Genomic DNA, 13,232 nt, shown 5'->3' on the forward strand with positions numbered 1-13,232 from the left:
CCAAACAACCCCATGGCCGGTTGTCGCACCCTGTCGCATTCCCGCGCACGCCATCACGCCCGCAGCCAGGCTGCGGGAAATGGTGTGGAAGGGGGAACGCGTCGAGCCGGCAAAGACTTGCACCTTGAGGTAACAGCGCATGGTCGCATCGGCCGGTGACGCTTTTGTTACGCCCATCGCATCTTTCGGCGATGCCAATGGCCCGCTGGCGAGAGGAGGCAGAAGTGCAGCCAAGACTGGCACTGAGCAACACTGAACTCGTGGGACTCGGCATCCGCCTCGCCGCAGCCAGGTGCCGTATTTACGGAAGGTTCTCGCGAAAGATCACCTGGCTGCGCGTGGTCTCCACGCCGCTGAGCGCCTCGCGCTTGTCGCGCAGGTTGGTGAAGATGCGCACGCAGCTCATCAGCGTGGTGTGCGGGCTCTGCGTGATCACCGCGTCCATGCTGCCGTCGATCAAGAGGGCGCGGGTGTCGGGCGTGAGGCCGTGGCCGATGAAGACGACCTTCTGCTCGCGCCCTGCTTCCTTCAGCGCGCGCGCCACGCCGTCTGACGCGCCGCCGATGTTGTAGATGCCACCCATGTCGGGGTGCTGCTCCAGCAGCGCGCGGGTCTGGCGGTAGTTCTTGGCCGCGTCGTCCTGGCCTTCGCGCAGGCCCACGACCTCGAGCTTCGGGAACATCTCATCGATGACGTGCAAAAAGCCGGCTTCGCGCTCCTCGTGCGCCTTGTAGCTCAGGCTGCCCGCGATGAGCGCGACCTTCGCGGCGCGCGCGCCGATGAAGCGGCCGATGAGGTAGCCCGCGGTGCGACCGGCCGCGCGGTTGTCGAGCCCCACGAACGCGGCGCGCTCGGAGTTCGACAGGTCCGAGATCAGCGTGACCACCGGCAGCCCGCGCGCGGCGAGCGCGGCCACCGCCTCGCGCACCGCCGGATGCTCGAGCGCCATCATCGCGATGCCGTCGCAACGCTGGCCGTGCTTGCGCAATGCGTCCGCCAGCTCATGCGGATTGAAGCTCTCGATGAACACCGTACGGCACTGCACGTTGAACGGCGCCCAGTGCTCCTGCGAGTAACCCACCATGTCGCCCAGCATGCGGATGAAGCGGTTGGTGCCCGCGGGCAGCAGGAACACGAGCCGCAGCGGCGGCGGTGTCAGCGCCGCATAGAGCTCGGGGCCCGGCAGGTAGTCGAGCTCGCCAGCTGCCTTGAGCACGCGCTGCACCGTGGCGTCGCGCACGCCGGGGCGGCGGTTGAGCACGCGATCGACCGTGGCGGTCGACACCTGCGCCGCGCGCGCGATGTCGACCACGCGCGCGCGGCGTGCATCGGAAGGAGGTGAAGGGTTATCCCGCATACATCAAAAACCATCAGGATCGAGTTTGACCCGGATGATGCATCCTTTTATCTTCGCTGTGGCCCGAATCCACCGATGCATCAGATTGCATCAAGCGCATTCCGAAGATCCTGGAGACAAAAGACATGACCTCGCTCACTCGCCTGAACCGCCGCAGTGCACTGCGCACGCTTTCCGCCCTCCCCGCCGCCGGCATCGTGTCGGCCGTGCCGCGCATCGCGCGCGCCGCGGAGTTCTCGTACAAGTACGGCAACAACCTGCCGCTGAGCCATCCGCTGAACATCCGCGCGCAGGAAGCCGCGGACCGCATCGCCAAGGAAACCAAGGGCCGGGTCGAGATCAAGATCTTCCCGAACAACCAGCTGGGCGGCGACACCGACATGCTCGCGCAGGTGCGCTCGGGCGGCATCGAGTTCTTCACGCCCTCGGCACTCGTCATCGCCACGCTCGTGCCCGTGGCGGCCATCAACGCGGTGGGCTTTGCGTTCAACGACTACAGCCAGGTGTGGGCCGCGATGGACGGCAAGGTCGGCGCGCACGTGCGCGGCGCCATCGCCAAGTCGCGCCTCTATGCCTTCGAGAAGATGTGGGACAACGGCTTTCGCCAGACCACGAGCAGCAAGGCGGCCGTCGCGAACGCCAAGGACATGGACGGCCTGAAGATCCGCGTGCCGGTGAGCCCGCTGTCGATCTCGATGTTCAAGGGCCTGGGCGCCGCGCCCGCGAGCCTGCAGTTCAGCGAGGTGTATTCCGCGCTGCAAACGAAGATCGTCGATGCGCAAGAAAACCCGCTGCCGATCATCCAGGTCGCCAAGCTCTTCGAGGTGCAGAAGTTCTGCTCGCTCACGAATCACATCTGGGACGGCTACTGGTTCATTGCCAACGGCCGCGCATGGGACGCCTTGCCCGCCGACCTGAAGACCATCGTCGCGCGCGCCATCAACGACGCCGGCATGCAGCAGCGCGAAGACATCAAGAAGCTCAACGACTCGGTGGTCGGCGACCTGCAGGCCAAGGGCCTCACCATCAACCGCCCCACGGCCGACAGCTTCCGCGCCAAGCTGCGCGAATCGGGCTTCTACGGCGAGTGGAAGGGCCGCTTCGGTCCCGAGGCCTGGGCGCTGCTCGAAGGCACCGTCGGCAAGCTGGCTTGAGCGGCCATGGTGCATGAATCGACTTTCGAAGCGGCGCCGTTCGTCGGTGCCGGCTCTTCGGCCAACGCACTGAGCGGCATCGCCGGGCGCGCCGACCGCGTGATCGGCGGCGCCGTCGAGGCCTTGGCGGCGCTGCTGGTGCTGGCCGAAATCTGCGTGCTGTTCGCGGGCGTGGTGTCGCGCTATGTGTTCCATGCACCGCTGGTGTGGTCGGACGAGCTCGCGTCGATCCTCTTTCTCTGGCTTTCGATGCTGGGCGCCGTGGTGGCGCTGCGGCGCGGCGAGCACATGCGCATGACGGCGCTGCTGCAGAAGGTGAAGCCGTCGACGCGCGCCATGCTCGATGCGTTCGCCATCGCCGCATCGATCGCGTTCCTCGTGCTGATCGTCTGGCCGTCGATCGACTACGCGCACGAAGAGTCGTTCATCGTCACGCCCGCGCTGGAGATCAGCAACGCCTGGCGCGCCGCGGCCATTCCAGCGGGCATCGGCATCATGCTGGTGATGGCACTGCTGCGGCTGCTGCGCGTATGCACGGGCAGGCAGATAGCCGTCGCGGTGCTCGGCATGGCCGCGCTGGTCGGCATCTTCTGGCTCGCGGCGCCGCTGTTCGCGACGCTCGGCAAGTTCAACCTCGTGATCTTCTTCGTGGTCGTGGTGGCCGCCACCGTACTCTCGGGCGTGCCCATCGCGTTCTCGTTCGCGCTCGCCACCTTCGGCTACCTCGCGCTCACCACGCGCACGCCGCTGCTGGTGATGGTGGGGCGGCTCGATGAAGGCATGTCGCACCTCATCCTGCTCGCGGTGCCGCTCTTCATCTTCCTGGGCGCGCTCATCGAAATGACGGGCATGGCGCGCGCCATGATCCAGTTCCTCGCGAGCCTGCTGGGCCATGTGCGCGGCGGCCTCTCGTATGTGCTGATCGGCGCGATGTACCTGGTGTCGGGCATCTCGGGCTCCAAGATCGCCGACATGGCGGCCATTGCGCCCGTGCTGTTCCCCGAGATGGTCAAGCGCGGCGCCAAGCCCGGCGACCTCGTGGCGCTGCTTTCGGCCACCGGCGCGCAAACCGAGACCATTCCGCCGTCGATCGTGCTCATCACCATCGGCTCGGTCACGGGCATCTCGATTGCGGCGCTGTTCACAGGCGGCCTGCTGCCAGCCGTGGTCCTGGGCATAGCGCTGTGCGTGGTCGTGTGGTGGCGCTACCGCCGCGAAGATCTGAGCGGCGTGCAGCGCTACAGCAAGCGCGAGATCGGCAAGCTGCTGATGGTCGCGCTGCCCGCGGTGCTGCTGCCCTTCGTGATCCGCGCCGCGGTGGTCGAGGGCGTGGCCACGGCCACCGAGGTGTCGACCATCGGCATCGTGTATTCGGCGCTGGTCGGGCTCTTCGTCTATCGGCAGTTCGACTGGAAGCGGCTGAAGCCGATGCTGATCGACACCGCCTCGCTCTCGGGCGCGATCATCTTCATCGTCGGCTGCGCCACGGCGATGGCCTGGGGCCTCACGCAGTCGGGCTTCTCGCAGGACCTGGCGCGCATCATGGGCGCGCTGCCAGGCGGCGCGTATGGCTTCCTCGCTGTATCGATCGTCGCGTTCATCGTGCTGGGCAGCGTGCTCGAGGGCATTCCGGCCATCGTGCTGTTCGGACCGCTCCTCTTTCCCATCGCCAAGGCCGCGGGCGTGCACGAGGTGCACTACGCGATGGTCGTGATCTTCTCGATGGGCATCGGCCTCTTCGCGCCGCCCTTCGGCGTCGGCTACTACGGCGCGTGCGCCGTGAGCAAGGTCAACCCCGACGAGGGCATCCGCCACATCTGGGGCTACATCGCCGCGATGCTGGTGGGCCTCATCGTCGTGGCCGCCTTCCCGTGGTTCTCGACCGGCTTCCTCAAGTTCTGACCACAACAACACACTCACATCACCGGAGCCAATTGCAATGAGTCGATTCCTCGGCGAGATCCGCCAGCTGGGCTATGTCGTGCACGACATCGAAGCCGCCATGGACTACTGGAGCACCACGCTGGGCGTGGGCCCGTGGTTCTACAACCCCAAGGTGCCCATCAAGAACTACCGCTACAACGGTGAAGCACACGAGCCGCACAACTCGGTGGCGCTGGCCAATTCGGGCTACGTGCAGGTCGAGCTGATCCAGACGCGCAACGACGTGCCCTCGATGTACCGCGACTTCCTCCAGGCCGGGCGCACCGGACTGCAGCACGTCGCCTACTGGACCGCCGACTACGACGCCGACCTCGCGCGCCTCACCGCGCAGGGCTTCAAGCCCGTGATGAGCGGCGAAGTGGGCGAGCGCGGCCGCTTCATCTATTTCGACACCGAGTACCACCCGGGCACGGTGATCGAACTGTCCGAAGTGGCGGGGCCCAAGGGCAAGATGTTCGACCTGATCCGCAGCGCCTCCGAGGGCTGGGACGGCAGCGAGCCCGTGCGGCCCTTCCCCGACCTGAGCAAGCTGTGACGATGGTGGCCGAACGCATCCGCGCGCGCTACCTGATCGAGACGCCGGTGGACCCGGCGGCCGTCGCCGAGGTGATGGCCGGCGAGCAATCGTGTGGCACCTTCACGCGGGTCGAGGGCGAGACCGATGCGCTGCGCGAACGTGCGCGTGCGACGGTCGAGGCGATCTCCGAACTGGAACCCGTTGCATCGCCGAGCCTGCCGAACGCGCTGCTGGAGCGCAAGGGAACGCGTGGGCCGTGGCGGCGTGCGCATGTCGACATCTCGTTTCCCATCGCGAACATCGGCGCCAACTTGCCGACGCTTGCAGCGACCGTCTCGGGCAATCTTTACGACTTGGGCGAAGTGACGGGGCTGCGGCTCGAATCGCTGCAGGTGCCGTCGGCCTATCGCGCGCAGTTCGAGATGCCGCGCGTCGGCATCGCGGGCACGCGGCACGCCACGGGTGTGGCGAGCGGCGCGCTGGTCGGCACGATCATCAAGCCGAACGTGGGGCTCTCCGCCGCGGAGACTGCCGCACTCGTTGAACGGCTCTGCGCCGCGGGCGTCGATTTCATCAAGGACGACGAGGTCTGCGCCGACCCCGCGCATGCGCCGCTCGCAGAGCGCGTCCCCGCCGTGATGGCGGTCGTGCGTGCGCACCAGGAGCGCACCGGCAAGCACGTGATGGTGGCCTTCAACATCACCGACGAAACCGACGCGATGAAGCGCCATGCCGATCTCGTGGAGCGCGAAGGCGGCTCCTGCGTGATGGCCAGTCTCAACTGGTGCGGGCACTCGGGCATCCAGACGCTGCGGCGCCACACGGGCCTTGCGCTGCACGGCCACCGCAACGGCTACGGAGCGCTGTCGCGGCATCCGCTGCTGGGCATTTCGTTCCAGGCGTATCAGACGCTCTGGCGCCTCGCGGGCGTGGACCACATGCACGTGCACGGCCTGCAGGGCAAGTTCTCGCAGCCCGACAGCGAGGTCATCGAATCGGCGCGCGACTGCTTCACGCCGCTCACCGACGCGGCGGACGACCGCGTGATGCCCGCCTTTTCGTCGGGCCAGTGGGCGGGCACCGTGCCCGCCACCTGGGCCGCCATCGGCAGCGACGACCTGCTCTTCATGGCGGGCGGCGGCATCCTCGCGCATCCCGACGGCGCCGAGGCCGGCGTGACGAGCATCCGCCAGGCGTGGACGGCCGCGCGCGCGGGCACGGCGCTGAAAGACGCCGCGAAGCACGCGCCCGAACTCGAGCGCGCCCTCGCCTTCTTCGGCAAGCCATGACGCAGGCCCCGGCTGTCGTCTACTACGGCGACGATTTCACGGGCGCGACCGACACGCTCGGCACCGCGGCCCGCGCAGGCCTGCGTGCCCTGCTGTTCCTGAAGACGCCCGATGCCGCGCGGCTCGAGCGCGTGGGCCCGCTCGATGTGCTGGGCATCGCGGGCGCAGCGCGCGCCATGACGCCGGATGAGATGCAGGTCGAACTGGCACCCGTCGCTGCGCTGTTCCGCTCGCTCGGCGCGCGCGTGCTGCACTACAAGACCTGCTCGACCTTCGACAGCGCACCGCACATCGGCTCGATCGGCGCTGCGGTGCGCGCCTTGCGCAGTGCGGTCGAAGCGCCTTGGACTGCGATCGTCGGCGGGCAACCCAACCTGGGTCGGCATTGCCTGTTCGGCAACCTGTTCGCGGCGGCAGGCGCGGGCGGCGAAGTGTTCCGCATCGACCGCCATCCGACGATGAGCCGGCACCCTGTGACGCCGATGCACGAGGCGGACTTGCGGCGGCATCTGGCCGAGCAAGGGCTGGCCGACGTGCATTCCATGCCTTTCACGGCGGCGTCGAAAGGTAGTGCGGCACTCGACGCTACGCTGCAACGCGCGCTTCAACCGCCCTCACCCGCTACGTCACCTGACGCCGTGCTGTTCGACGTGGTCGATGCCGCGCAGCTCGCGACCATCGGCCAGGTGCTGTGGGCGCGGGCACAGCGCAACACCTTGCTCGCGGTAGGACCGAGCAGCGTGGTCGACGCGCTGGCTCCCGCGCTGGGCTCACGCAACGGCGCTGAGCTCGCGCAGCGGGTCGTGACGCCCGCGCCAGGTCCGGTGCTTGTGCTTGCGGGAAGCCTGTCGCCTGTCACAGCCCGGCAGGTCGCCGCGGCACGGTCCTTCGATACCGTGTGGCTCGACGCGTCAGCGATGGCGCAGAGGGACGCCGCCACGCTGGAACGTCATGCACGAAACATCGCGAACGGGCTCGCCAACGGCCGCAACGTGCTGGCCTGCACCCGTCCGCTCGATCCGTTGCCGCTGGCGCCCAGCATCGATGCCCAGGCCCTCGCGCGCGCCGGTGGCGAACTCCTGGCCCGCGTGCTGGCCATCGTGCCGCTGCAACGCGTGGGCATTGCCGGCGGCGACACCTCGAGCCATGCCGTGCAGGCGCTCGACGCCTGGGGGCTTTCGTACGTGGCGGACCTCGGCGCAGGCACGTCGTTGTGCCGCGTGCACAGCGACGAGGCGGCGCTCGACGGCCTGGAGATCATGCTGAAGGGCGGGCAGATGGGCTCGGACGACGTGTTCGAGCGCCTGGTGCACGGCTCGTCCTAGGCTGGCGCCGCACTCCCCTCCCAGGACAAAGAAAAAGCCCGACAACGCAGGACGTTGTCGGGCTTTTTGTCTGGTGCCGCTTGTCGGAATCGAACTGACGACCTTCCGCTTACAAGGCGGGTGCTCTACCAATTGAGCTAAAGCGGCTGAAAGAAAACAGTGTTGGAGAAGATTCTAAGCGGCCGGCTTTGGGGCCGACCGCGTGGTCACTTGACGCGCTTCAGCGACGGCCTGGCGCCACCGCCGGCCGGTGGACGCGGCGGCTCGTCGGTCGGGTCGGCCGGCTCCGAGCCGGTATCGACCGCCTCGTCATCGTCCTCGCCCGTCACCAGATGGAACACCTTGTTGGCGTCGCCTTCGGTGCCGCGCGAGGCATCGCGCAGCGGCATGCGCGACGCACTGGCCGGGGAGGCAGCATTCGTGGCAGCGTCGGTTCCACCATCGTCCAACGTGGCAGCCGGCACCGGTGCCGGAAACGCCATGCCCTGGCCGTTTTCACGGGCGTAGATCGCGATCACGCGGCCGACCGGCACGCTGATCTCGCGCGCCGTGCCTGCGAAGCGGGCCTTGAACTCGATGAAGTCGTTGCCCAGCTTCAGCGAGCTGGTCGCGTCGAAGCTGATGTTCAGCACGATCTCGCCGTTCTTCACGTACTCGCGCGGCACCTGGACGGTGTCGTCGACCAACACCGCGACATAGGGCGTGAACCCGTTGTCGGTGCACCACTCGTACAGCGCCCGGATGAGGTACGGGCGGGTGGAAGAGGACTCGAGCGCGTTGATCATGAAGGACGGCGAATTACGAGGAAAGCAAGCACGCAGCTTACTTACTTGCGCATGACCTTTTCAGACGGGGTCAGCGCTTCGATGTAGGCCGGGCGCGAGAAGATGCGCTCGGCGTACTTCAGCAGCGGTGCCGCGTTCTTGCTGAGGTCGATGCCGTAGTAGTCGAGACGCCACAGCAGCGGCGCGATGGCCACGTCGAGCATCGAGAAGTTGTCGCCCAGCATGTACTTGTTCTTGAGGAACACGGGCGCGAGCTGCGTGAGGCGGTCGCGGATGTGCGAGCGTGCCTTTTCGATGGCCTTGTCGTTGCCTTTGGTGGTGCGGTTCTCGAGCGTGGCCACATGCACGAACAGTTCCTTCTCGAAGTTGAGCAGGAACAGGCGCACGCGGGCGCGGTCGACCGGGTCGCCGGGCATCAGTTGCGGATGCGGAAAGCGCTCGTCGATGTACTCGTTGATGATGTTCGACTCGTACAGGATCAGGTCGCGCTCGACCAGGATCGGCACCTGGCCGTACGGATTCATCACGCTGATGTCTTCGGGCTTGTTGTAGAGATCGACGTCGCGGATCTCGAAATCCATGCCCTTTTCGAACAACACGAAGCGGCAACGGTGGGAGAAGGGGCAGGTCGTTCCTGAATACAAGACCATCATGGCGAGAGACTCCTAAAAATCAAAAAGAGTGGGTCGCCTGGGCAACCCACTCTGTGGGACCGGACGCACGAGGCGCCCGATCGGCGTGAACGGAAATTACTTGACGTCTTTCCAGTACGAGGCGTTCAGTCGCCATACGAAAACCACCGACATGGCCAGGAACAGCAGCACCCAGACGCCGATGCGCACACGGGTGTTCTGCGCAGGTTCGGCCATCCACTGCAGGTAGCCGACGAGGTCGCCCACTGCGCTGTCGAACTGCACCGGGGTCAGCGTGCCCGGGGTCACTTGCTCCCACTTGCCCGAGAACACGTCAGTTGCATGGCCATGCTGCTCGACCTTGGTATAGATCGGCAGGCGCTCGCCCTGCAGTTCCCACAGCGGGTTCGGCATGGCGACGCTCGGGAACAGCAGGTTGTTCCAGCCGGTGGCCTTGGTGTCGTCGCGGTAGAAACTGCGCAGGAAGGTGTACAGGTAGTCGGGGCCCGTGCCGCCGTGGCCGGCGCGCGAACGTGCGACGAGCGTCAGGTCGGGCGGCGTGGTGCCGAACCATTCCTTGGCCTGGCGGGCGTCGATGTTGGCCTTCATGGTTTCGCCGACCTTGTCGGTCGTGAACAGAAGGTTGTCCTTGATCTGCTGCTCGCTGATGCCGATGTCCTGCAGGCGGTTGTAGCGCATGAAGGCGGCTGAGTGGCAGTTGAGGCAGTAGTTGACGAACAGCTTGGCGCCGTTCTGCAGTGCCGCCACGTCGGTGGTCTTGTTGGGCGACTTGTCCCACGCCAGACCGCCGGATTCGGCGGATGCGGTCGCGGAGAAGGTCAGGCCCAGAGCCAGACCCATGACAGCGAGCCAGCCGGAAATTCTTTTCTTCATCGTGTTTCTCTCAAGCTCTCTTGCACTTCTCGCGCATCAATGGGCGGCGAAGACCACGCGCTCGGGCACGGTCTTGAATTCACCCTTGCTGCTCCACCACGGCATCAGCAGGAAGAAGCCGAAGTAGAAGAGCGTGCCGATCTGCGAGATGGTCTGGGCGATGTCCAGGGCGAACGAGCCGATGACCAGGTTGCCCCAGACACCAGGTGCCTGGATGCCCAGGTAGCCCAGGATCAGGAACAGGAACACGAACACGCCGTAGACATACTTGTGCCAGCTCGGACGGTAGCGGATCGACTTGACTTCGCTGTGGTCGAGCCACGGCAGGAAGAACAGGATGATGACCGAGCCGCCCATGATGACCACGCCCCAGAACTTGGCGTCGAAGGTCTTGAGCAGGAAGATCACGACGGCAGCCACGACGATGGCGGCAATCTTGAGGCCCATGCCCGACTTGCCCTTGACGAAGTTCCAGATGGCGGCCGCCGCGATGATCAGTGCGAACACGTTGACCATGTCGTCGGTGGTGGCGCGCAGCATCGAATAGAACGGCGTGAAGTACCAGACCGGCGCGATGTGGTTCGGCGTCTTCAGCGAATCGGCCGGAATGAAGTTGTTGTACTCCAGGAAGTACCCACCGGCTTCAGGCGCGAAGAAGATCACGGCCGAGAAGATCGTGAGGAACACCACCACGCCGAAGATGTCGTGCACCGTGTAGTACGGGTGCGACGGGATGCCGTCGACCGGATGGCCGTCAGGACCGCGATTGGCCTTGATCTCGATGCCGTCGGGGTTGTTGGAACCCACTTCGTGCAGCGCGATCAGGTGGGCCACCACGAGGCCGAGCAGCACCAGCGGTACGGCGATGACGTGGAAGCTGAAGAAGCGGTTCAGCGTGGCGTCGCTCACCACGTAGTCACCGCGGATCAGCAGAGCCAGATCAGGACCGATGAACGGGATGGCAGCGAACAGGTTCACGATGACCTGGGCGCCCCAGTACGACATCTGGCCCCAGGGCAGCAGGTAGCCCATGAAGGCTTCGGCCATCAGGCACAGGAAGATCGCGCAACCGAACACCCAGATCAGCTCGCGCGGCTTGCGGTAGCTGCCGTACATGAGGCCGCGGAACATATGCAGGTACACCACGATGAAGAACGCCGAGGCGCCCGTCGAGTGGATGTAACGGATGAGCCAGCCCCACGGCACGTCGCGCATGATGTACTCGACCGATGCGAACGCTTGGTTCGCGTCGGGCTTGTAGTGCATCACGAGGAAGATGCCGGTCACGATCTGGATCACGAGGACCAGCATCGCGAGCGAGCCGAAGATGTACCAGAAGTTGAAATTCTTCGGTGCGTAGTACTTGCCCCACTGGTCGTTCCAGAGCTTGGTCAGCGGGAAGCGGTTGTCGACCCAGTTGAGCAGCTTCTCGCCTGCGGGGGCGTTGGGGGAAACTTCGTGAAATTCAGCCATGTTCGTGGTCTCCCTCAGGCCTTCTTGCTGTCGTCGCCGATGAGCAGGCGCGTGTCGGACAGGTACATGTGCGGAGGCACAGGAAGGTTGTCGGGAGCGGGCTTGTTCTTGAAGACGCGACCGGCGAGGTCGAACGTGGAACCGTGGCAAGGGCAGAGGAAGCCGCCTTCCCAGTCGTTCGGCAGCGAAGGTTGCGGGCCGGCCTGCAGGCGGTCGACCGGCGAGCAGCCGAGGTGAGTACAGATGCCGACCACGACCAGCACATCGGGCTTGATCGAACGGTGGCCGTTCTGTGCGTACTTGGGCGTGAATTCGTCGGGGTGGCGCTTGGAGAGCGGGTCGGCGAGCTGGCCATCGAGCTTGGCGAGTTCGGCAACCTGGTCAGGGGTGCGCTTGAGAATCCAGACCGGCTTGCCGCGCCATTCGACGGTGATTTTTTCGCCGACCTTGAGGGCCGAGATGTCCACTTCGACCGCGGCGCCCGCGGCTTTTGCCTTTTCGGACGGCTGGAATGTGCTCACAAATGGGATTGCGGTGGCCACGCCGCCCGCTACGCCGGCACAGCTGGATGCGATCAACCACGTCCGCTTGCTTGTGTCGATCCGGGGCGAGCCGGAGGTCATGTCACTCATGGGGATCCTCTAAGTCTTCTTCGCTGGAGCAGGGGCTGACCTTTGCCACAGCAAGGTCAACCCGAGATTGTAGCGGGGCGCAAAAGGGTTTTTCAACGATTGCCGCGCGTCCGCACGGCGCCGCAGCGCGTGCGCGACAGCGGGCAGCGACTCGCAGCGCTCAGCTCAGCAGCCCGTATTGGGTCGCCTGCCGAACGGCCTGTGTCCGCGATTTGACCGCCAGCTTGCGGTAGATCCGCTTGGCGTGGAACTCGACCGTATTGATCGAGAGGCAGATCGCTTCGGCAATCTGCCGGTTGCTCCAGCCTTGCGCGATCAGCCGCAGCACATTGAGCTCCCGAGGTGACAGCAGCCCGGGAGCAGGCATCGGGGGCGAGACCGTGTCGCCGTCGCGCAGCGCGGACTCGACACCCTCCGGTTTCGCCGACGCCGCAATCAAGCCGAGGACGCGGCGCGCGACACGCGCATCGATCGGCGAACCGCCACGCTCAATCGAGCGCAGCAAGAAAGAGAGTTCCGCATCGTCGGTGCTCGTGAGCAGATAGCCGGAGGCCCCGGACGAGATCGCAGCCTCGACCAGCAGGCCGTCGTCGCTCTTCGACATGGCGATGGCGTCGATCTGCGGGTAGGCGCGGCGCAGGTGCGACAGAAGTGCGACGCCGCCGTCATCAGTCAGGTGCATGTCGACCAGCACCAGGTCGTAGGGCAACGCGGCCAGCAGATGGATCGCTTCCGCGTGCGTGGAGGCAACCACGACGCGACGACCCGGCGCCAGGTCGCACAGGAGGCGTCGCATGCGGTCGGCCAGGATCAGGTCGCCTTCGACGATCAGCGCACCGAAGAAGGCACGGCCCGAGGCAGCCAATCGCTCGATGGGTGCTGGCGCCGAATGCGCGCTGCTGACGGATTGGTGATTCATCATGAGCAGGCGCCTCCACGCGCGCCATCTGTCGCGTCCGCGCACACCCGCACACCTTCCGCCACCCCGCCCTCAGACAATCGAATCACGCATATCCCCTTGTTGTGCCCCGCGGCATACCTTGAATGTCAACTTTCGTTTCGGGACACTGCAGGAACGATGCCTGGGGCCCACCAAGCGACTCGCAGCAATAGCGCTCGGGCCAGCGCATTGATTTCATTGAAGAAATCCGGTGGCAACGACTGGAGCCCTCCTGCCAAAGCACCCGCCAATTCGCCGTCGTTACGGCCGTTTTGGACGGAACGTTACGT

General features: G+C 65.8%; 12 protein-coding genes and 1 tRNA gene. 5 read left to right on the forward strand and 8 right to left on the reverse strand.

Translation table 11 applies throughout. From position 1 onward, the window contains the following. Window positions 1-301: 301 nt before the first annotated feature. Entirely contained in the window at window positions 302-1,357 is a 1,056-nt protein-coding gene (locus GFK26_RS00650; RefSeq protein WP_101490954.1) for a LacI family DNA-binding transcriptional regulator, read from the reverse strand. A gap of 125 nt (window positions 1,358-1,482) precedes the next feature. Here GFK26_RS00650 and GFK26_RS00655 point away from each other — a divergent pair, with 125 nt between their 5' ends. From GFK26_RS00655 to GFK26_RS00675, 5 genes are read left to right on the forward strand one after another with little or no spacing between them, the layout of a single operon-like run. Next, on the forward strand, window positions 1,483-2,511 hold the full coding sequence (locus GFK26_RS00655; protein WP_153280410.1) for a TRAP transporter substrate-binding protein: 1,029 nt from the start codon (window positions 1,483-1,485) through the stop codon (window positions 2,509-2,511). A gap of 6 nt (window positions 2,512-2,517) precedes the next feature. After that, entirely contained in the window at window positions 2,518-4,413 is a 1,896-nt protein-coding gene (locus GFK26_RS00660; RefSeq protein WP_153280411.1) for a TRAP transporter large permease subunit, read from the forward strand. Window positions 4,414-4,450: 37 nt separating this feature from the next. Then, on the forward strand, window positions 4,451-4,990 hold the full coding sequence (locus GFK26_RS00665; protein WP_101490957.1) for a VOC family protein: 540 nt from the start codon (window positions 4,451-4,453) through the stop codon (window positions 4,988-4,990). Window positions 4,991-4,992: 2 nt separating this feature from the next. Then, entirely contained in the window at window positions 4,993-6,261 is a 1,269-nt protein-coding gene (locus GFK26_RS00670; protein ID WP_153285803.1) for a ribulose-bisphosphate carboxylase large subunit family protein, read from the forward strand. Then, window positions 6,258-7,586 carry a four-carbon acid sugar kinase family protein gene (locus tag GFK26_RS00675; RefSeq protein WP_153280412.1) on the forward strand — a complete coding sequence of 443 codons (1,329 nt, stop codon included), beginning with the start codon at window positions 6,258-6,260 and terminating at the stop codon, window positions 7,584-7,586. Before GFK26_RS00670 ends, GFK26_RS00675 begins: the two co-directional genes overlap by 4 nt. Before the next feature lie 71 nt (window positions 7,587-7,657). On the opposite strand, the gene GFK26_RS00680 is transcribed toward GFK26_RS00675, so the two are convergent. From GFK26_RS00680 to GFK26_RS00710, 7 genes are all read right to left on the reverse strand, one after another. Further along, window positions 7,658-7,733, reverse strand: a tRNA-Thr gene (locus GFK26_RS00680). Window positions 7,734-7,792: 59 nt separating this feature from the next. Continuing rightward, window positions 7,793-8,371: a ClpXP protease specificity-enhancing factor gene (locus tag GFK26_RS00685; RefSeq protein ID WP_153280413.1), complete on the reverse strand. Its 579-nt coding sequence runs from the start codon at window positions 8,369-8,371 to the stop codon at window positions 7,793-7,795. Window positions 8,372-8,412: 41 nt separating this feature from the next. After that, the gene (locus GFK26_RS00690; protein WP_056572661.1) at window positions 8,413-9,024 is read right to left on the reverse strand and encodes a glutathione S-transferase N-terminal domain-containing protein; all 612 of its coding nucleotides are present in this window, start codon (window positions 9,022-9,024) and stop codon (window positions 8,413-8,415) included. A gap of 96 nt (window positions 9,025-9,120) precedes the next feature. Further along, a complete protein-coding gene (locus tag GFK26_RS00695; protein ID WP_153280414.1) occupies window positions 9,121-9,897 on the reverse strand; it encodes a cytochrome c1 in 777 nt (258 codons plus the stop codon). 36 nt (window positions 9,898-9,933) lie between these two features. Beyond that, the gene (locus GFK26_RS00700; RefSeq protein ID WP_153280415.1) at window positions 9,934-11,370 is read right to left on the reverse strand and encodes a cytochrome b; all 1,437 of its coding nucleotides are present in this window, start codon (window positions 11,368-11,370) and stop codon (window positions 9,934-9,936) included. A gap of 14 nt (window positions 11,371-11,384) precedes the next feature. After that, window positions 11,385-12,002, reverse strand: a complete 618-nt coding sequence (petA, locus tag GFK26_RS00705; RefSeq protein WP_153280416.1) for a ubiquinol-cytochrome c reductase iron-sulfur subunit — start codon at window positions 12,000-12,002, stop codon at window positions 11,385-11,387. Between the two features lie 160 nt (window positions 12,003-12,162). Beyond that, window positions 12,163-12,924, reverse strand: coding sequence for a response regulator transcription factor (locus GFK26_RS00710; RefSeq protein ID WP_228121859.1), 762 nt, complete (start codon window positions 12,922-12,924; stop codon window positions 12,163-12,165). Between the last annotated feature and the right edge of the window lie 308 nt (window positions 12,925-13,232).

This window comes from Variovorax paradoxus (assembly GCF_009498455.1).
GTDB lineage: Bacteria > Pseudomonadota > Gammaproteobacteria > Burkholderiales > Burkholderiaceae_C > Variovorax > Variovorax paradoxus_H.

What these genes read in the sequence shown, in the direction of transcription:
- GFK26_RS00690 (WP_056572661.1), bottom strand. Translation starts at nt 9,024, where the DNA reads ATGATGGTCTTGTATTCAGGAACGACCTGCCCCTTCTCCCACCGTTGC.
- GFK26_RS00685 (WP_153280413.1), bottom strand. Translation starts at nt 8,371, where the DNA reads ATGATCAACGCGCTCGAGTCCTCTTCCACCCGCCCGTACCTCATCCGG.
- GFK26_RS00650 (WP_101490954.1), bottom strand. Translation starts at nt 1,357, where the DNA reads ATGCGGGATAACCCTTCACCTCCTTCCGATGCACGCCGCGCGCGCGTG.
- GFK26_RS00675 (WP_153280412.1), top strand. Translation starts at nt 6,258, where the DNA reads ATGACGCAGGCCCCGGCTGTCGTCTACTACGGCGACGATTTCACGGGC.
- GFK26_RS00665 (WP_101490957.1), top strand. Translation starts at nt 4,451, where the DNA reads ATGAGTCGATTCCTCGGCGAGATCCGCCAGCTGGGCTATGTCGTGCAC.
- GFK26_RS00660 (WP_153280411.1), top strand. Translation starts at nt 2,518, where the DNA reads ATGGTGCATGAATCGACTTTCGAAGCGGCGCCGTTCGTCGGTGCCGGC.
- GFK26_RS00695 (WP_153280414.1), bottom strand. Translation starts at nt 9,897, where the DNA reads ATGAAGAAAAGAATTTCCGGCTGGCTCGCTGTCATGGGTCTGGCTCTG.
- GFK26_RS00710 (WP_228121859.1), bottom strand. Translation starts at nt 12,924, where the DNA reads ATGATGAATCACCAATCCGTCAGCAGCGCGCATTCGGCGCCAGCACCC.
- petA (WP_153280416.1), bottom strand. Translation starts at nt 12,002, where the DNA reads ATGAGTGACATGACCTCCGGCTCGCCCCGGATCGACACAAGCAAGCGG.
- GFK26_RS00670 (WP_153285803.1), top strand. Translation starts at nt 4,993, where the DNA reads ATGGTGGCCGAACGCATCCGCGCGCGCTACCTGATCGAGACGCCGGTG.
- GFK26_RS00655 (WP_153280410.1), top strand. Translation starts at nt 1,483, where the DNA reads ATGACCTCGCTCACTCGCCTGAACCGCCGCAGTGCACTGCGCACGCTT.
- GFK26_RS00700 (WP_153280415.1), bottom strand. Translation starts at nt 11,370, where the DNA reads ATGGCTGAATTTCACGAAGTTTCCCCCAACGCCCCCGCAGGCGAGAAG.